The organism is Cyanobacterium stanieri LEGE 03274 (genome assembly GCF_015207825.1).
In the GTDB taxonomy this organism is placed as follows: domain Bacteria; phylum Cyanobacteriota; class Cyanobacteriia; order Cyanobacteriales; family Cyanobacteriaceae; genus Cyanobacterium; species Cyanobacterium stanieri_B.
Window position 1 is genome coordinate 61673 of sequence record NZ_JADEWC010000003.1, and the last position, 18100, is coordinate 79772.

The 18100-nt window shown below is 36.8% G+C and carries 15 protein-coding genes; 7 read left to right on the forward strand and 8 right to left on the reverse strand.

Features of this window, described 5'->3' with window-relative positions; translation table 11 throughout:
• Positions 1 to 42 precede the first annotated feature (42 nt).
• Together IQ215_RS02125 and IQ215_RS02130 are read left to right on the forward strand one after the other, a co-directional pair.
• On the forward strand, positions 43 to 1152 hold the full coding sequence (locus IQ215_RS02125) for a glycosyltransferase (RefSeq protein WP_193799680.1): 1110 nt from the start codon (positions 43 to 45) through the stop codon (positions 1150 to 1152).
• 95 nt (positions 1153 to 1247) lie between these two features.
• Positions 1248 to 2267: a glycosyltransferase family 2 protein gene (locus IQ215_RS02130; RefSeq protein WP_193799681.1), complete on the forward strand. Its 1020-nt coding sequence runs from the start codon at positions 1248 to 1250 to the stop codon at positions 2265 to 2267.
• A gap of 39 nt (positions 2268 to 2306) precedes the next feature.
• On the opposite strand, the gene IQ215_RS02135 is transcribed toward IQ215_RS02130, so the two are convergent.
• Both IQ215_RS02135 and hpsE read right to left on the reverse strand, forming a co-directional pair.
• Complete coding sequence (locus tag IQ215_RS02135; protein ID WP_193799682.1) at positions 2307 to 3380, reverse strand: hypothetical protein; 1074 nt, start codon at positions 3378 to 3380, stop codon at positions 2307 to 2309.
• A 71-nt stretch (positions 3381 to 3451) separates the two neighbouring features.
• The gene (hpsE, locus tag IQ215_RS02140; protein ID WP_193799683.1) at positions 3452 to 4369 is read right to left on the reverse strand and encodes a hormogonium polysaccharide biosynthesis glycosyltransferase HpsE; all 918 of its coding nucleotides are present in this window, start codon (positions 4367 to 4369) and stop codon (positions 3452 to 3454) included.
• Positions 4370 to 4503: 134 nt separating this feature from the next.
• Between hpsE and recG the strand changes: the two genes are divergently transcribed.
• The 3 genes from recG (at position 4504) to IQ215_RS02155 (ending at position 9498) form a co-directional block, all read left to right on the forward strand.
• A complete protein-coding gene (recG, locus tag IQ215_RS02145) occupies positions 4504 to 7002 on the forward strand; it encodes an ATP-dependent DNA helicase RecG (RefSeq protein WP_193799684.1) in 2499 nt (832 codons plus the stop codon).
• Between the two features lie 442 nt (positions 7003 to 7444).
• On the forward strand, positions 7445 to 8239 hold the full coding sequence (locus IQ215_RS02150; RefSeq protein WP_193799685.1) for a glutathione S-transferase family protein: 795 nt from the start codon (positions 7445 to 7447) through the stop codon (positions 8237 to 8239).
• 140 nt (positions 8240 to 8379) lie between these two features.
• Complete coding sequence (locus tag IQ215_RS02155; protein WP_193799686.1) at positions 8380 to 9498, forward strand: branched-chain amino acid ABC transporter permease; 1119 nt, start codon at positions 8380 to 8382, stop codon at positions 9496 to 9498.
• Positions 9499 to 9554: 56 nt separating this feature from the next.
• On the opposite strand, the gene aroF is transcribed toward IQ215_RS02155, so the two are convergent.
• The 3 genes from aroF to rpsO are packed head-to-tail and all read right to left on the reverse strand — an operon-like array spanning position 9555 to position 11473.
• Entirely contained in the window at positions 9555 to 10613 is a 1059-nt protein-coding gene (gene aroF / locus IQ215_RS02160) for a 3-deoxy-7-phosphoheptulonate synthase (protein WP_193799687.1), read from the reverse strand.
• Positions 10614 to 10662: 49 nt separating this feature from the next.
• The gene (locus tag IQ215_RS02165) at positions 10663 to 11172 is read right to left on the reverse strand and encodes a PAM68 family protein (RefSeq protein WP_193799688.1); all 510 of its coding nucleotides are present in this window, start codon (positions 11170 to 11172) and stop codon (positions 10663 to 10665) included.
• 31 nt (positions 11173 to 11203) lie between these two features.
• Positions 11204 to 11473, reverse strand: a complete 270-nt coding sequence (rpsO, locus tag IQ215_RS02170) for a 30S ribosomal protein S15 (RefSeq protein ID WP_193799689.1) — start codon at positions 11471 to 11473, stop codon at positions 11204 to 11206.
• A 241-nt stretch (positions 11474 to 11714) separates the two neighbouring features.
• Between rpsO and lpxB the strand changes: the two genes are divergently transcribed.
• Complete coding sequence (lpxB, locus tag IQ215_RS02175; RefSeq protein ID WP_193799690.1) at positions 11715 to 12887, forward strand: lipid-A-disaccharide synthase; 1173 nt, start codon at positions 11715 to 11717, stop codon at positions 12885 to 12887.
• A 7-nt stretch (positions 12888 to 12894) separates the two neighbouring features.
• Complete coding sequence (locus IQ215_RS02180) at positions 12895 to 13746, forward strand: hypothetical protein (RefSeq protein ID WP_193799691.1); 852 nt, start codon at positions 12895 to 12897, stop codon at positions 13744 to 13746.
• A 151-nt stretch (positions 13747 to 13897) separates the two neighbouring features.
• Here IQ215_RS02180 and IQ215_RS02185 read toward each other — a convergent pair whose 3' ends face one another.
• The 3 genes from IQ215_RS02185 to IQ215_RS02195 all read right to left on the reverse strand — a co-directional run bounded on the left by IQ215_RS02185 (position 13898) and on the right by IQ215_RS02195 (position 18006).
• Positions 13898 to 14077, reverse strand: a complete 180-nt coding sequence (locus tag IQ215_RS02185) for an NblA/ycf18 family protein (protein WP_193799692.1) — start codon at positions 14075 to 14077, stop codon at positions 13898 to 13900.
• Positions 14078 to 15353: 1276 nt separating this feature from the next.
• Positions 15354 to 16079 carry a transporter substrate-binding domain-containing protein gene (locus IQ215_RS02190; RefSeq protein ID WP_241735229.1) on the reverse strand — a complete coding sequence of 242 codons (726 nt, stop codon included), beginning with the start codon at positions 16077 to 16079 and terminating at the stop codon, positions 15354 to 15356.
• Between the two features lie 31 nt (positions 16080 to 16110).
• Positions 16111 to 18006, reverse strand: a complete 1896-nt coding sequence (locus tag IQ215_RS02195; RefSeq protein ID WP_193799694.1) for a bifunctional serine/threonine-protein kinase/formylglycine-generating enzyme family protein — start codon at positions 18004 to 18006, stop codon at positions 16111 to 16113.
• Between the last annotated feature and the right edge of the window lie 94 nt (positions 18007 to 18100).

Consider the following 18100-nt stretch of genomic DNA (forward strand, 5'->3'; position numbering starts at 1 on the left):
CTTCGTAAAAAAAATATATATTAAAGTTCTCATAAATTCAATATGCATAATGAAGTCAAGCCAAAAGTAGCTTTTTATTTAAGAATGCTTTCTGGAGGAGGAGCAGAAAAAGTAATAATCAATCTAACCAAAGGGCTTGTTGAAAAGGGAATTACGGTTGATTTGATTTTAAATATACCAGCAGGTCCTTATTTAAAAGAAGTATCTCCTGAAGTAAGAATTATTACTCTTGGCACTCCTAAATTATTAAAGGGCTTACCGAAGCTAGTTAATTATTTAAAAAAAGAAAAACCTCAAATTCTTTTTTCTGCAATGCATTACAACAATGAAATTGCTATTTGGGCTAAATACTTAGCAAGGGTAAAAACTAAAGTTATCGTATCTGAACATAACACTTTGTCTGTTCATGCCAAAAATCAAACGGGTAGTGAAAAATGGTCTCCATTATTCGCAAAACTATTTTATCCCTTAGCGAATGAGATTGTTACTGTGTCTCATGGTTCTGCTAAAGATTTAGCCAAAGTGACAGGTATCCCACCGTCAAAAATAAAAGTAATTTATAACCCTGTTATTACACCAGAATTATTAGCAAAAGCCCAACAATCAATCAATCATCCTTGGTTTGAGGCCCAACAACCACCAGTGATTTTAGCGGTCGGTAGATTAAATCAACAAAAAGATTATCCGACTCTTATTAAAGCATTTGCAAAAGTGAAACAAATAAAACCTTGCCGTTTAATGATTTTAGGTCAAGGTCCTGAAAAGAAAAAACTTAATGATTTAATTAATCAATTAAATTTAAAAGAAGACATAATCTTACAAGGTTTTGTCGAGAATCCCTATGCTTATATGAAAAAGGCAACAATGCTAGTACTATCTTCTCAATGGGAAGGGCTTCCCACCGTTTTAATCGAATCTTTGGCTGTTGGTACCTCTGTTGTCTCAACTAATTGTCCTAGTGGTCCAGAGGAAATTCTTGATCATGGTAAATACGGTACATTAGTACCTATTTTAGATGTTAAACTTCTTTCTGAAGCAATACTGGATATTTTATCAGGAGAAATTAAATCTATTGATACAGAATGGTTGGAACAGTTTACCTTAGCAAAAGTTACGCAACAGTATGTAGATCTTTTTTCTGTTCCTCTTTGAAGGTATAAGCACAAAATGAATGTATAAATGCGCTTGTTTTGTTATTTAATTTGAGCAAATCACATATCATTAAATAATTATACTTCCCAGCAATCATGACAAAAAAAGTAACCATTGTAACTTGTACTTTCAATAAAGGCGAGTCTAATAGAGCCTCACTACAAAGTATCATAGATCAAACTTATCAAGATTTTGAGTACATTATCGTTAATGATGGTTCTACTGATAACACAAAAGAAATTTTAGATGAATTTACGGCACTCGATAATCCTCAGTTAACAATAATTCACCAAAAAAATAAAGGATTTATTGATAGCCTAATTGATACTTTAGAAGGAATTGATACCCCTTATATTGCCATTCATGGTGCGGGAGATATTTCTCATCTAACAAGACTAGAAAAACAAATTGAACTATTAGAGTCTGACTCTTCTATCGGTGCTGTTGGCTGTCACGTAAGAAAATTAACACATGAAGGAAAAACTATAAGAACAACTAAAGATAAGAAAAATAAACTGTTAATAAATGATCCTCAAGAATTATTTTTTGGTAACTACTATACACATGGAGAAGTAACCTTTAGGCGTTCAACATATATTCAAACTGGAGGTTATAGACGTTTTTTCAAATATGCTCAAGATATAGATCTATGGTTGAGAATGCTAGATTTTTCCAAGTTGGCAAAAATTGACTCTATTCTTTATGAACAAATATATATGCCTAATAGTTCAGTGGCTTCTGATTACAAAAAAGTGGAGTATCAAGCTAAGTTATTTTGTTTTGCCGTGTTTTTGTCAAAACAACGATTACAGGAAATTTCAAACCCCATTGAAGCAAAATGGGATAAGTTATTTGAAGAATTTTGTGATAATCTTGACGACAAGGACAAAGACTTTATCAGTGGCAGAATAATGGAAACCGCTGGAATCAATTATATTCAAACTCGCAATAATGCTGTATTAGCAAATGCCGCCCGTAGAGTCCTCACAATAAACCCTGAAAATCATCCTTCCAAACGATATATAAAATTAAGAATTTTAAGTATTATAGATAAATTTGGAGATACTAAATTTTGGAAATTTTTAATTAGAAAACTATTCAATACTTTCTATTAAAAATACACAACCTGATATGTATAAAAATTATACTTAATGTTATAAATACTTCCCTGTTTGACCAACAAAATTTTCTGGAGTAAATATATTAGTTAATTTAGCGTTTATAAATCTTAACTGACGTTGTTTTAGATAGAAAGGATATGTCAAAGCACGTAATTGTATAAACTCTTGTCTTTTCGACTCAGGCATTGAAACCCAGTCTTGATATTTAGGAACAGCTTTGGTAGTCAAAAAATTCTGCCATTTAGAGATAGTATTCTCCGGTTGTACTTCTTTAGCTCTGACTTGACTATTTTTAAATATTTTTTCTCTTAACGGTATATTTTCTTTTAGTAGCTTAATAGTTGATAAAAGAGAGTCAAAAGAACTAACTTCCAAATAATCCAATTCACTTTGTCTTTCTGCCTGATATGCAGATTCACACCCAAATATAGCGGGGACACCAGCCAACCAAGAGTTGTGAAGTTTTGACGCTGGTTTCCAAGTGTGATCCCAACTATAACCAAATTTACGGATGGCAACGATCGCATCTACTTCACTATAATCATTCCAAGAAGTGGGCGGAATAATTTGCCAATTTAAGTCTAATTCTTTTAGTGTTTTTTTCCAAGATGATTGTCGGAGTGGGAGAATAAGATTATTTTTTTGTCCAAAAAAAGCAATATTTTTAAAAAAATTACCACGTTGAGGATTTCTAGGAATTAGTCCAGGTTGTGTCCAAAAGGGAATATATGAACTTTCCCAAGAATTTAAAAATTTCTTATGCACTTGTTGTAAAGGATTTTGCACAACATGAAGTTGTGCATAGGGATGTCTTCCCCGATCGCCCTGTATCGCAACAAGTAATAATTGCGAGTTAGGCTTAAGAGTATCCGATAAAAGTGGTCGGTGAGAAATGCAAATCCCTTCCAAAGGTATCATATTAGTAAAATAACAAGGAAAGTTACTTTCTTTCAAATATAAATAAGTTAATAATGTCCATGCGCAATCTCCAAACTCATGAGTTCCTTTCCGTATTTGCCATTGCCAATATTCACCAACATTTTTTGGCAATTCATGAATAGAGCATTTTGATTCTGGTAGATAGAAGTAGATAGGTGGAATTATCATTAATTATTATATAAAAATATGTATTTTGAATTATATATTATGTGTGTTAAATAGGATATTAGATAAACAATTTAGTAAGAAAAAGGACTCATTAATATATGTCTTAAAAGCTCCATTTCTCCCATACACACTACATCTTTTTTTAAGTTTTTTTTATTCTTTATATAAAATACAATAATTTTTTTTAAATCATTTATAAAATATAAAATAGTTATAAAAGGCTTTTGCCAATTAGAGTAGTTAAACATCCTCACTTGATAACGACATAATCCATTTTGACGGAAGAATTTTTTTAAATATTCAGGCTCAAAACGTGATTGAGGAATAAAATGCTCTATTTCCATAAGATGGTTGAACCAGATTTCCCAGCCTTGGTTAAAAATTTGGGATAGCATTTCTAAATCTTCATTGGTTTGAGGTAATAAGGGTTCTTCTGGTACGCTTTCTAGCCATGCTTTTTTCCTAATTACTATTCCTGCCCCAGGAGGATACATTTTTTTTCTAGTATCCTTATATTTTTCGTTATAACAATAGGTTTTATCTCCTTTGATTAGGGCAAAATAACGGGCAATTCTTTCAAATCCGGGAGGTGGTTCTACTTCAAATAAACCATGAATTTGACCACCGTAAGCCCCTGCGTTGGGATGTTGTTTACCAAAAATATAAGCCTCTTTTACCCAATTCTGACTTGGCAAGTTATCATCATCTAAAAAACCGATCAATTCTGATTGACAATTCTTTATAGCACATCTACGGGCATAAGCTAATCCCTGTCTGGTTTCTAAATAATATTTAATAGGATTAGAAAAATTCCAATTATTTTGATATTCTTTGATTACTTTGGCAGTATTATCATTACTGTTATTATCAATAACTATTATTTCCCAGTTAATATCCTCTGTGTCAATTTGCTGTTTGAGTCTGTCGAGAACATCAGGGACTCTTTTTTCCCCGTTATAGGTACAGATGGCAACAGTAAAATCTATCATAATGACAGGTGAGTTAATTTAATTAAACCTATTCTAAAACCTTTTTTCTGATTCTCAACTCAATTCGTCAGGGAAAAACCAAGAATCAGTTATCCTAGAAAGCGTAAAGTTTCGGATGAGACTAGGGAATAGTCATGAGTGGAGAGGGTAGAAAATCCCCTGATTGGGAAAGAATTGAAAGGGCTTTGTCGGTGGAGAGGGAATATGGTTATAAAAATTTGAAGGGGAATCAATATCGCTTCCATGAGTTTCTCTGTCTTAGTTTTGGGGGGATTCCTCCCGTGCTAAATTTGATGATTGCTTTTAAGTGGCAAAAAGTGGCGAAGGATTTTGCGGAGTATCCTCGACTAACTTTACAGGAAAAAAAAGATTTGATTGATTATGTGGAGAATTTCATTGATGAAGTAAAGGAAAAACAAAAGGAAGAAGCCGAAAGAAAAGAAGCGATAAAAGAAGATAATATAATACCTTTTCCTTCTAAGGTGGAAACTGTAAGTGTAACTCCCAAGGTAAAGGAAACTGTTGAAAAGATTACTTTAAATAGTCCTGTAATTAACTTAAAGTGTGTCAATAATCGACAAAATAAGTTGTTGGAAAAGTTGGGTATTTATCGGGTTAGGGATGTTCTATTTTACTATCCTCGGGAGCATATTGATTATGGTAATAAGATTGCCATTAAGGATTTGGAGGTAGGGGACACTGTTACGGTGATTGGGACGGTGAAGAAATGTTCTTGTTTTAGTAGTCCTAAAAATAAAAAACTTACTATTTTGAGTCTTGTTATTCGAGATAAGACAGGAGACTTAAAAATAAGCCGTTTTTTTGCGGGAAATTATTTTAGTAGTAGGGGATGGCAGGAGAAGATGAAGCGCTCTTATCCTATGGGGGCGTTAATTGCGGCTTCAGGGTTGGTGAAGGGAAATAAGTATGGTATCACCCTTGATAATCCTGAATTTGAGGTTTTGGATTCGGCTGGGGGTAATATTAACTCTTTGAAAATAGGTCGTTTGTTGCCTGTATATTCTCTCACCGAAGGGGTGGCGGCGGATTTAATTCGTAAGGCGGTGGTGGAGTGTTTACCAACTCTCTCGGAAATTGATGATCCTTTACCTGTTAATCTTAAAAGACAGTATAGCTTAGTTGAGCTACAAAGGGCGATCGCCCATATCCATTACCCAGACAACCAAAAACAACTATCAGACGCTAGAAGAAGACTAATTTTTGACGAATTCTTTTACCTGCAACTAGGCTTCTTAGAAAGAAAAAAACAAGACAAACAAAACCGCCAAGCCTCCCCCTTCATCCCCCAAGGGAAACTCATCGAAGAATTTAACAAACTCCTCCCCTTCCAACTCACCGATGCCCAACAAAGAGTAATCAACGAAATCGAAGCCGACTTAGAATCATCCTCCCCCATGAATCGTCTAGTGCAAGGGGATGTGGGCTCAGGAAAAACCATCGTCGCCGTATTCGCCATCCTTGCCGCCCTCCAATCAGGGTATCAAGCCGCCCTCATGGCACCCACCGAAGTATTAGCAGAACAACATTACCGCAAGATAGTACAGTGGTTTAACCTCCTCCATTTGCCCGTAGAATTGCTTACAGGGTCAACCAAAATCGCCAAAAGGAGGGAGATCCATGCCCACCTCCAAAGCGGTGAATTACCCCTGTTAATCGGTACTCATGCCCTAATTCAAGATCCCGTCAAATTCCGTAACCTTGGTTTGGTCGTTATTGACGAACAACATCGCTTCGGAGTACAACAACGCGCCCGTCTTTTGGCTAAAGGAAAAGCGCCCCATGTACTTACCATGACAGCCACCCCCATTCCACGCACCCTCGCCCTCACCCTCCACGGTGACTTAGACGTAAGCCAAATTGACGAACTTCCCCCCGGTAGGCAACCCATTCAAACTACGGTATTGGCAGGAAAACAGCGCACCCAGGCCTATGAATTAATCAAAAGGGAAGTTGCCCAAGGCAGACAGGCTTATGTAATCTTTCCCATGATTGAAGAATCAGAAAAATTAGATGTAAAAGCCGCCGTAGTTGAACATCAAAAATTTAGCGAGAAAATCTTTCCCGATTTTAATGTGGGCTTACTCCATGGGCGTATGTCATCAGACGAAAAAGAAGCCGCCCTCACCGCTTTTCGGGATAACCAAACCCAAATAATCGTCTCCACCACCGTTATCGAAGTAGGGGTTGACGTACCCAATGCCACGGTAATGTTAATTGAAAATGCCGAACGTTTTGGCTTGTCACAACTGCATCAGTTGAGGGGTAGGGTAGGCCGTGGCAGTCATAAATCCTTTTGTTTACTCATCAGCGGTAGTAAATCCCCCGATGGGGTACAACGGTTAAAAGTGTTGGAACAGTCACAGGATGGCTTTTTCATCTCAGAGATGGATTTAAGGTTAAGGGGGCCTGGGGAGGTGTTAGGCTCTCGTCAATCGGGTTTGCCTGATTTTGCCCTAGCGAGTTTGGTAGAAGATCAAGAAGTGTTGGTTTTAGCGAGGGATGCGGCGGAGAAGATTTTGTTACAGGATAAGTATTTGCAGGATGGCTCTAGTTTGAAAAATGAGTTAGCAAGACGTTATAAAAAGCTCATTGGTAGTGAAATGTTAACTTAAGCGTTGCTGATTTTAGATACAATTTATCATTTAATTTATCATTTAAGGGAACAGGGAATGGGGAACAGGCAATAGTGATAATATTTTGTTTGAAGGCTTAGTTTTTTGCATCATTTAATTATATTTCATACGATGATTAATATTAAGTTTACATAAATCATTACAATAGAAAATCCCCCAGAAACGCTCAAATTTTACCAGTAAAAGAATACGGCGTTTTTGAATTTTTAGGATTAAGAAGTAGTTAAAAATATTTAGATTCTTCATTTATAGTTATAAATCATCAAAAACTGTTCCCTATTCCCCGTTCCCTGCCTTAAGCCGAAAATTTTAACATAAATCACCCATGCTCCCAGATAACGAGATAAAAGACTTTTTCATCAACTCTTAAAAAACAAGTTAAAGTATAGATGTTAAGTTTTATGAAGACTGAGGTCGGTTTATGTTAGAACTATATCAATTTGAATTATCACAATTTTCCGAAAAAGTACGTTTAATATTAGATTTCAAAGGTTTAGAATACAAAAAAATTGAAGTTACCCCCGGCATCGGGCAGTTAGAGGTTTTCAAGATTTCTGGACAAAGACAAGTACCTGTTTTAAAGGATGGTGACACGGTAATTAGTGATTCTACGGAAATCGCTTTATATTTGGATCGTAAATACCCTGAAAAGCCCCTTATCCCGACTGATGCGGTGGCTAGGGGACAATGTTTACTCATGGAAGAATGGGCGGATGAGTCTTTAGGTTTGAAGGGGCGTAAAACTTTTTTAGGGGCTCTTAATCAATATCAAAATTTCCGCACTGCTTTTTTACCCACTGATACCCCTGATTTATTAAAAAATATTGTTGGCTCTATCCCAGGAGATTTTTTAGGTGCCATTGGTAGTGATATATATAAACAAGCTCAGAGGGGTTTAAAACAAGATTTAGAGGCTCTAAGTCTCATTTTACAAAATCAACCCTATTTAGTGGGTGATGAGCCTACTTTGGCGGATTTAACGGTGGCCGCCCTTAGCACCATTATCAAATTTCCCGAAGTTGCTTATTATGATGTACCGATGGATATTACAGGAAAGGCTATTCCAGGTTTAGGGGATAATAGTGCCTATGAGCCTTTCTTTACCTGGCGCGATCGCCTTTACGCCCAATATCGTCAACCGTTAGATGATTCTAGCCGCAATAATGGCAATAGTGGTGGGGATGATAGTAAACCGACTTCCATCGAAATTGAATAATTAATCATTATAAGGGGCGCTCTACAACGCCCTTTTTTTATCCAAGGTTTTCTACCCATACTAATTGTTTTTCCACTATACTCGAAAAGATTTTAAGATAAAAAATTAATTATAAAGATAGTGGAGGCTAAACATTTTTAATGGTTCAATACCTTGTTTTCTTAACAATTTCCACGGGTTTATATGCCTTGTTTGCCCTCGGCTTAAATTTACAGTGGGGTTTTACAGGATTAATTAATTTTGGTCATGTGGCATTTATGACCATCGGTGCTTATACTACAGTTTTACTGAGTCTTGGGGGAGTCCCCATTTTTTTTGCTGTCATTGTGGGCATTGTCGGGGCTTCTTTACTAGGTTTATTAATGGGGGCTTCTACCCTTCGATTACGGGAAGATTATCTTGCCATTGTCACCATTGGTGTGGCTGAATTTCTCCGTTTGGTGGCACAAAATGAGGAATGGTTAACGAAAGGGAATTTTGGTATTCAAAGTTATCCTTTACCTTTTGGCTCTTTTCAACCTAATTTTGCGGGAAAGTTAATGATGATTTTTATTTTAACTTTTTTGGCTATTTTTGTAATTTGGCGTTTATTTATTAATATTAAAAAACAGCTCAAAGGGGGAAAGGAAATACAGGGAAAAAGTTTTCAATTTTCCAAGGCAAGAGATGTATATATTAAAGGATTTATTACTTTTTTATTAGTTTTAATTACTTATATTAATGGGGTAATTGCTCTCTATAATTATACCTATAAGTCAGGATTAATGTTATTAATGTTAATTGCCTTGGTCGGGGTTTATTATGGTTTAGATTTACTGGTTCATTCCCCTTGGGGTAGGGTTTTAAAAGCTATTCGAGAGGATGAAGAAATACCGAGGGCATTGGGTAAAAATATTTTTTGGTATAAATTACAGGCTTTTATGTTGGGAGGGGCGATCGCAGGTTTGGCTGGTTCTTTTTATGCTTGGCAATTTACCACTATTTATCCTAGTAGTTTTGAATCTTTAATTACTTTTAATGCTTGGATTATTATTGTGGTAGGGGGCGCTGGAAATAATGCAGGAACGATACTCGGTTCGGTAATTTTTTGGGCTTACGAGTCTTTAACTAGGTTTATTTCTGATAATTATGATTTTATAACTACAGCTCAATTAAGTTCTTTAAGAATGATGATTATTGGTTTAGTTTTAATGGTTTTAATTGTCTCACGACCTCAAGGAATTTTAGGTAAAAAAGGAGAATTATCTTTGGGTAAATAGCTATCAAAAAACCCCCTTTAAGGGGGCTTGTTAGTTAGATTATGTTAATTTAAAATCTAAGCAAGAACTGGAACTGCTTCTTCCCAGCGCCCTACAGCCTTACCAAAAACGGCTAATTCTTTAACTAGAGCATCGAAAGCATCGGGGGTTAAAGATTGAGGCCCATCGGATAAGGCTCTGGCAGGGTTGGGGTGTACTTCAATCATTAAGGAATCTGTACCCGCCGCGATCGCACCTTTAGCCATAGCAGGAACATATTCAGATTTACCAGTACCATGACTAGGATCAATCATAATTGGTAAATGGGTTAAAGTCTTGAGTACAGGTAACACAGATAAATCAAGGACATTACGGGCATAAGCGCGATCGAAAGTACGAATACCACGCTCACACAAAATCACATTAGGATTACCCGCTGCCAAAATATATTCCGCCGCCATTAACCACTCATCAATGGTAGCCGACATACCTCTTTTTAAAAGTACAGGCTTAGGTTGATTGCCGACTTTTTTTAATAGGGAGAAATTTTGCATATTTCTTGCCCCAATTTGTAGTACATCAGCATACTCAGAAATTACTTCCACATCAGCAGTGTCCATCACCTCAGTAATAATCCCTAAACCACTAGCATCCCTAGCCGCAGCCAATAATCCGAGCGCACTTTCACCATGACCTTGAAACGCATAAGGAGAAGTTCGAGGCTTATATGCTCCACCCCGTAAAAACTTAGCTCCCGCCGCCTTGACTCTCATCGCCGTTTCCACGATCATCTCTTCATTTTCCACGGAGCAAGGCCCTGCCACAATAGCGATAGGATTATCCCTACCAATAGCCACATCACCATTAGGAGTAGGAATAACCACCTCACTAGCTTGGCCATGGCGATATTCTAAACTAGCACGTTTGAAAGGTTTTTCAACCCTCAACACACTCTCAATCCAAGGACTAACTTCCTGAATTTGTTCACGGTTAAGGGATGCGGTTTCGCCTACCAAACCGATAATCACCTTCGTTTGTCCGACAATTTTTTCGGGTGTCAAACCCCAAGAACCCAATTCCTCGCTTACACGGGTAATTTCAGGTTCGGGAGTACCCACTTTCATTACAACGATCATAATTAATATACCTATTTATTTCATTATCAACTGTCAAATCAAATTTTGATCAGTCTTTTAATTGATTTTTGGCTTCTCTTGCTTCTTTGGCTTCTTGCCGAGCGGTGCGCCAAGCGGACAACATCCTACCGACATTAAGAGAAAACTCCTCCGTGCCTAGCAAACTACCTACTCTACCTTCATCCCATGAGGTGGAGAAAATGCCATAACTCAAACCTAACACACCTAATCCAAATAAGCCTAAACTGACCAATAAAACTGCAGTATTAGGTATTTTGAACCATTCTTGGGTAACAATTAAATAGAATAGAAAAAAGGAAGATATGCCCAATCCGGTGGGAATACCACTAAAAATAGCCATTCTCCGAACCATTCTTTTACTTACTTCTTCAGGAATTTCCTTTAAAGATGCTTCTTGCTTTTTGTTCCTTTTCACAGTCTCTGGAGTAGGCTTGACACTGTTTTGGGATTTGTTTTCAGTAGGGGGTTTTTTTTCTACTTTTTCTTTTTTGCTTTTCGGCTCAAAGGGTAATGGTTTTCTTTCTGAAGGAGATGGCATAATTGATATATTTCTTTTTTAATTCCTATTTTTAACCACGAATACCTAATTTTTTGATTAAATCTTGGTATCCTTGGGGATCTTTTCTCTTGATATATCCTAACAAACGTTTACGTTTACCAATGATCTTTAAAAGACCACGGCGGGAGGAATGATCTTTTTTGTTAACCTTGAGATGTTCGGTTAATTGGCTGATTCTGGCACTTAGTAGGGCAACCTGTAGGGCTGAAGATCCTGTGTCGGTTTCATGGGCTTGAAATTGACCGATAATTTCTTGTTTTTTCTCTTGGGTTAAACTCATTTTTCCTAATATTTTTGAAACTGCAACCTATAATTATATCATAATCAGGGGAACAGGGAACGGGCAATGGGCAATAGCTCAGGTGTTAGGTTTTAGGTTGAAGTATCTATATTTTCAGGTTTTAAGGATATTGAGTAAGTTTATTTTGTTTAGGGCTATGTATGGTTTTCTTTATTACCTTGCAATTATAAGCCATTCAACTAATGTAAAATCAATGGTGTTTTAGGATTTTTTTTAGGTTATGCGTATATTTATCAGTACGGGGGAAGTGTCGGGAGATTTACAAGGGGGGCTTTTGACGGAGTCTTTGTTGGGGCTAGGTAAATCTTTGGGATTGGAGATGGAAATCAGTGGTTTGGGGGGGCAAAAAATGGCGACGGCGGGGGTTAATTTGATTGCGGATACCACTGCCATTGGCTCGGTGGGTTTATTGGAATCTTTACCTTTTATTATTCCTACTTGGCGGGTGCAACGGTTGGCAAAAAAACATTTGCGGGAAAACTTGCCTGATGTGGTGGTATTGATTGATTATTTGGGGCCTAATTTGAGTATTGGTTCTTTTTTGAAAGATAATTTTCCTGATATTCCTATTATTTGGTACATTGCACCGCAGTTTTGGGTATGGACTCCCATGGAACAAAATGTTAATCAATTGGTCAATGTAACTGATCGGTTATTGGCTATTTTTCCTCAGGAGGCAAAGTTTTATGAAGATAAGGGGGTATCTAGTACCTATGTGGGTCATCCTTTGTTGGAGAAGTTTAAAAATAATCTTTCGAGGGATGAGGCTAGAAGTTTTTTAGGGCTTGAGTCTGAGCAAAGGGCGATCGCCCTTATTCCTGCATCCAGAAAACAGGAGTTAAAATATTTGTTACCCGTGATGTTGGAAAGCGCCCAAGAAATAGCAAAACAAGTAGATAGGGTTAAATTCTTTTTACCTGTTTCCCTACCCCAATATCGCCCCGAGATAGAATCGATGATTAAAAAATCGGGTTTAGATATTACTCTCTATGATGGCAATAGTTTAGAATTATTCCCCGCCCTCGATTTAGCTATTACTAAGTCTGGCACTGTTAATTTAGAATTAGCCCTACTCAAAATTCCTCAAGTAGTAATTTATAAGGTAAATCCTTTTACCATTTGGGTAGGTAGAACATTTTTAAAATTTTCTATTCCTTATATGTCCATGGCTAACCTTGTGTTAATGGAAAATATTGTTCCCGAATTACTACAAGAAGAAGCCACCGTAACTAATATTCTCACAGAATCCCTCGATTTACTGCTAAATGGCGATCGTCAAAAATCTACCCAAAAAGACTATCAGAGAATGATAGATAGTCTCCATCAAGGTAACCAAGGCATCCTTGCCACAGAAAAAGTAGCCCAAGAAATAATCAACATCACTAAAAAATAAATATCCCATGCTAAAAATCACCCAACATCCATTCCCCCTAATTCTGTGTGCCATTTTACTCTTACCAGGCTGCGACTTAGAAAAAAACATCAACCAAACCCTTAACCAAAATCAACCAGAAACCATTACCCCCTCAGAAAACATCTCAGAAACATCTTCCCTAGCCCAAAATTCCAGTCTTAATCTACAAAACTCAGGGCAAGGAATTTTTGAACTAGAAAACCGAGATACCGTAGGCATATCAGCCGTTTCCTTCTCCATGATAGACTCTCAAAAAAGTAACATTGTCCTTTTCCTAAACGACGATCGCACCATTGAATTTACAGGGGAAGCCATACCAGAAAACCCTTACACCATCGTCACCTCCCTCACTAACTCAGGAATGGCAGACGCAGAAGGTTATTTAGTAATGCAATATCAAAACGACACCATAACTCTCTTACAAGGAGATGGTTTATTAGATTCTCAATCATTTTCCATTAGTTTTGGCCCAGAAAATAACACTACAACCCCTGATAATCAGTCTTCTGACTTTATTCCCTTCTATCAACAACAGGGCAGGGGTATTTTTAGCTTAGAAGGGAGAGAGAATGAAAATATTTCTTCGGTTATGATACAACTTCAAGACCAAGACAGTGCCACCATCGGTATATCTTTAAGCAATGATACAATTATTAACTTTCGAGGTAGAGTATCCCATCAAGATGCTTATACCATCCATATTGAGCCAACTTCATCGGGTATGGCTGATGCCAGTGGATTATTAAAATTAGAATATGGAGCGAATAATTCTATTAATAATTTCATGGGAAGCGGAAAATTAGACGGTCAAAATTTTCTAATTAATTTTAGTGAATAGCATAATTAATCACTTAAGTACCTACTATGATTTGTGGTGGGCAAAATACCTATTTTTTCCATAAAAAAACCCCAACATCCCCAGCTTTTTTCAGCATTTGAACTAAGCAAGAGAAGGAGGTGTATGAAATATCAAATTAGTTACCTAATAATCACTCTAAGCCCCATTGGTGCTTTAATACGTCTTTGTACATATTTTCCCTAACCAACATTTGCTCATAGAGTTTTATTAAAAAATCCTGAGCTTGATCCCTACTCATTTGCGCTACTTGAGTTTCAAATGAACGTAGGTTAAATTGTTGCTCTAATGATAATTGTGCTTTGTTAGTCATGGCTTTCATACACTCCTTTTATTTACAATCATTTTTAGATAATTCCTTACATAAAATTCACTATTTATTGGAATTACTAACTGTATCTATCATAGCAACAGGATTTTTAAAATAACTGCTCATCATGAACAATAAGTAATTGTACTCATCATTGTCTTCCTCTACGGGAGGGATAACTATATTCTCAAAACCTTTTGTTTATATAGTTTTTGACTATATACATGACAGAGTTATTTTAGTAAACTTTTTTTATTAAAAATTTACAAACAAAAATAGTTTGTTACATTATTTTCAGGAAAGAAACTTTTCCAGCGCACCTTATATGTAGTTTGAGTCCGCAATAATGTTTTTTAGTTGAGATGGGGAGTGGGGAGGATAAGGGGATAGGGTGATGAGGAGTGAGGTAGATAATAGTTAACGATATTGATAAGTCTTGATAACACTCAGATTATTTATAGTCAAAAAAAATCCCTTCTCCTAAGCAAGAGAAAGGAAAAAAGAAAAAACTACGGCAATTATTTAAATATTTGAAAAAAAAAGGGACTTCTTCATGAGGGAAGCCCCTAAATAAATTGAGGAAACAATTTAACACATTAAGAACAATTTTCACCTTCGCCATCGAGGCTTAATGAGTGATTCATAAATCACCGATAAAGCCAAGCAAGTTTGTGGTAATTGTCAACAACCCTTGGGACTGCCTTCGTTACTGCAAACTTATTTAAATAACTACTAAAAATAGTATAGCTTAATTGATATTTATTTGCAACTGTTTTTGAGAGGAATTAGCGATAAGATTTTTTGCTGTTTATCCCTAAGTCGTTGTTAGTGGGTTAACGTTCGTTGGGTAGCTAGTAATATAGTTGATTGCTTAGAGAGGTTTATAAATGTGCGTTCGTGTAGCCAAGTTATATCTAATCTGATTGAGAAAATATATTATCACTCCCTTTGTAATGAATTACAAGGCTAAAAGTTTATCGTTCAATAAATTGAACTAAAATATATTTTGATTCATGGATTTAGTATTACAGATTGCCGGTTTAAAATATTACCAGCCTTTGTCAATCGATTAAGGAAGTGAATACGAAAAAGTTAATTTACATAGATTTTTGACATTGTTAATTATGGTATGAAATATAGTTGAATTACGCTAAAAACTAAGACTTCCAAATATTAGAACCGTCCCCGGTTCCCTTCCTCCACGAGAAATCATACCTTAATTCACCAACCCCCTAACACCTGACACCTTGAAAGAGAATAACTGTTCATGGTCAATGGTTTACTGAGGTAAACCCCAATATTCAATCCTTTCTTGTAACCATCCCTCTTGGGCTAGGGAAGTGATTATCTTATTTACTTTTTGTCTAAATTCTTGATGTTGTAAACCTTTGGGAAGGGCGATCGCCAAGGGATACGCTCCATATATTTGGGGTAATAGATAATATGAGGGGTTCTCTTGTACCCATCCTGTGAGTAGGGTTACATCTCCTGCAAAAGCGGTTACTTTTTCTTCTTGGATTAATGATAATCCTTCTTGATAAGATTTAACTCCTCGTAGTTGTGTGGAGGGAAAATTTTGCTTGAGAAGAACGATCGCACTAGAACCCTCTAAAACAGCGATGGTATCTCTAGGGGATATGGAGGAATTTTGTGAGCTAACTAAAGCCGTACCAGAAAGATAATAATGGTGGCTAAAGTCCACAACCCGTAACCGAGAACGGGTAACAGTAAGAGAGGCGATCGCCAAATCTACCTCCCCATCAATTACCGCCCTAAGGCGATGGGTATTGGTGAGAGGAACTAAATCCACCGCCATAGAATTGCCCAATAACTCTTGGCTAAGACGACGAATAATATCTACTTCCAACCCCTGTAAATTTCCATGATCATCCCGAAAAGATAAAGGACGATGATCATATTGGCTAACTCCCACCAATAAACGTCCCCTACTCTCTATGTCTTGCCAAGGAGTAGCCCTAGCCTGTGCCGACAAAAACACAGTCATCCACAAACAAAAAAAAGTAATTCGCCAAAACCTAACCATCTAAAATACAAGCCACCCTAAAACCAATAAAATTATAAGTAGAATCTGCCACATAACTACTACGCTTCGCACTGCGACAATAGTTACTAGGTAAAGACCATGAACCACCCCTGACTACCCGAGGAGTGGTACTAAGCTGGGAACGAAAAGCAGAGCCATCCTTGGATTTATTGGTATAATTCGGGGTGTAATGATCTTGACACCATTCCCACACATTACCATGACAGTCGTATAAACCGAAACCATTGGGGAAAAAGCTATCTACTGGGGTAGTTTTACGGTCAAATTTGTCATCGTTACCACCATTATTATTACTATTTTTACGATTATCGTAGTTAGCAAATTGAGGGTTAATAATATTTCCAAAGGAAAAAATAGAATTACTGCCCCCCCTACAGGCGTATTCCCATTCCGCCTCACTGGGTAATCGGTAACCACGTTTAGTATATTGTTTCAATCTGGCACAAAATTCTTGGGCATCATCCCAAGATACTTTTTCCACGGGTAAGTTATCCCCTTTAAAACCCGAGGGATTTTCATTTAAAAAACGTTTTACCTTCGGAAGATTACTAACAAAACGCCATTGAGCTTGAGTAATGGGATATTTACTCATATAAAAAGGAAAAATATTAACTCGGTAAGGGGGGGTTTCGTCTTTTTCTTTTTCTGAGTCGTCGTTAGGTGAACCCATTAAGAAAGTTCCTGCGGGGATAAAAATCATTTCTAAGTTTACCCCTTCTCCCAAATATTCGACAAAAAATTTGTTTTTTCTGGTAATGACTTGTTTATCAATACCTCCTACTAAACCAAATAGCTTTTTCTTTTCTTGGATAGTTATGGAGTCAAACTCAAAATTTTCGATGGTGGGTGAGTCGGTTACTAAATTATTTTCTGGCAAGGGATTTTGATTATTTTTGAGGGGAATTACTTGATCATCTCCAATAATAAAGTCTTCTTCGGGAGGTAAAGAAATACTAATTTCTGAATTGGTGGGGCTGGTGGTGGGGTTTTCTTCTTCCTCGGTTGGTTGTTTTTTGGTTGTAGCCGTTGGGGCTTTATTTTCCGTTAGTTTTTCTAGGGGCAAAAGATTAAACCAATCTCTAATAAATTTGGGACGCTCTTGAGGATTTACACTCATACCCTTTAGAATAGCTTCATTGGTGCGATCGCTTAAATTCGGGGATAATTGTTGTGGTGAAATTAAATCTTTATATTGCCGAAATTGTGAGGGAGTGGGTAACTGCCCTGTTACTAATACATATAAGATGGCGGCAAGGGAATATATGTCAGTGTAAGCACCAATTTTAACCTTTTCCTGAGTCAATTCAGGGGGGGCAAAGGCATCCGTCATGGCATTCTTAATTTTATCCCCTTCAAAGGCAAATAACTTGATGGCTAAACCATAATCAACAAAAATAGGCTCTTGGGAAATCTTATCAAGAATAATATTTTGAGGTTTAATGCGTTGATGTAAAACCCTGTTTTGATGGAGTAAGTTAATAGCTGAAGCAATTTTAGTGATTAAACCGAGGGCTTCTGATTCTCCTAGCTTACCATAACGATCCACAAAGGAAGCTAAATCATCTCCTTCGATATATTCCATCACCATATAAACTAAATTATCCTCTTGGAAAACTTCGGGATAGACTCTCACTAGGGAAGGATGGTTACAACGAGCTATTTTTACCGCTTGTTTGATTAGTGGTTTTTCCAAGGAGGCACTTTGCTCAAAATTTTGCCATACCTTCTCGATAGCTTTTAAGGCGACTACTTTTCCCCTCGCCACGTCCATTGCTTTATAAGTAATTCCGAGTCCACCTCTGAGGGACATGGATTCAATTATATATTGTCCATTATGTAATTTTTTTCCCTTTTTCCAAGTTTCCATGGATATTTTTTTATGCACACTATTTAGATTAGATCATAGCTGAATTAGTACGAAAAATGATCTGTTTATTTATGGCGTAGATGGTTTTCTGTCT

Bases quoted from the DNA above. Each gene is read 5' to 3' on its own strand.
- IQ215_RS02125 (WP_193799680.1), top strand. From the start codon at position 43: ATGCATAATGAAGTCAAGCCAAAAGTAGCTTTTTATTTAAGAATGCTT.
- IQ215_RS02130 (WP_193799681.1), top strand. From the start codon at position 1,248: ATGACAAAAAAAGTAACCATTGTAACTTGTACTTTCAATAAAGGCGAG.
- IQ215_RS02135 (WP_193799682.1), bottom strand. From the start codon at position 3,380: ATGATAATTCCACCTATCTACTTCTATCTACCAGAATCAAAATGCTCT.
- hpsE (WP_193799683.1), bottom strand. From the start codon at position 4,369: ATGATAGATTTTACTGTTGCCATCTGTACCTATAACGGGGAAAAAAGA.
- recG (WP_193799684.1), top strand. From the start codon at position 4,504: ATGAGTGGAGAGGGTAGAAAATCCCCTGATTGGGAAAGAATTGAAAGG.
- IQ215_RS02150 (WP_193799685.1), top strand. From the start codon at position 7,445: ATGTTAGAACTATATCAATTTGAATTATCACAATTTTCCGAAAAAGTA.
- IQ215_RS02155 (WP_193799686.1), top strand. From the start codon at position 8,380: ATGGTTCAATACCTTGTTTTCTTAACAATTTCCACGGGTTTATATGCC.
- aroF (WP_193799687.1), bottom strand. From the start codon at position 10,613: ATGATCGTTGTAATGAAAGTGGGTACTCCCGAACCTGAAATTACCCGT.
- IQ215_RS02165 (WP_193799688.1), bottom strand. From the start codon at position 11,172: ATGCCATCTCCTTCAGAAAGAAAACCATTACCCTTTGAGCCGAAAAGC.
- rpsO (WP_193799689.1), bottom strand. From the start codon at position 11,473: ATGAGTTTAACCCAAGAGAAAAAACAAGAAATTATCGGTCAATTTCAA.
- lpxB (WP_193799690.1), top strand. From the start codon at position 11,715: ATGCGTATATTTATCAGTACGGGGGAAGTGTCGGGAGATTTACAAGGG.
- IQ215_RS02180 (WP_193799691.1), top strand. From the start codon at position 12,895: ATGCTAAAAATCACCCAACATCCATTCCCCCTAATTCTGTGTGCCATT.
- IQ215_RS02185 (WP_193799692.1), bottom strand. From the start codon at position 14,077: ATGACTAACAAAGCACAATTATCATTAGAGCAACAATTTAACCTACGT.
- IQ215_RS02190 (WP_241735229.1), bottom strand. From the start codon at position 16,079: ATGACTGTGTTTTTGTCGGCACAGGCTAGGGCTACTCCTTGGCAAGAC.
- IQ215_RS02195 (WP_193799694.1), bottom strand. From the start codon at position 18,006: ATGGAAACTTGGAAAAAGGGAAAAAAATTACATAATGGACAATATATA.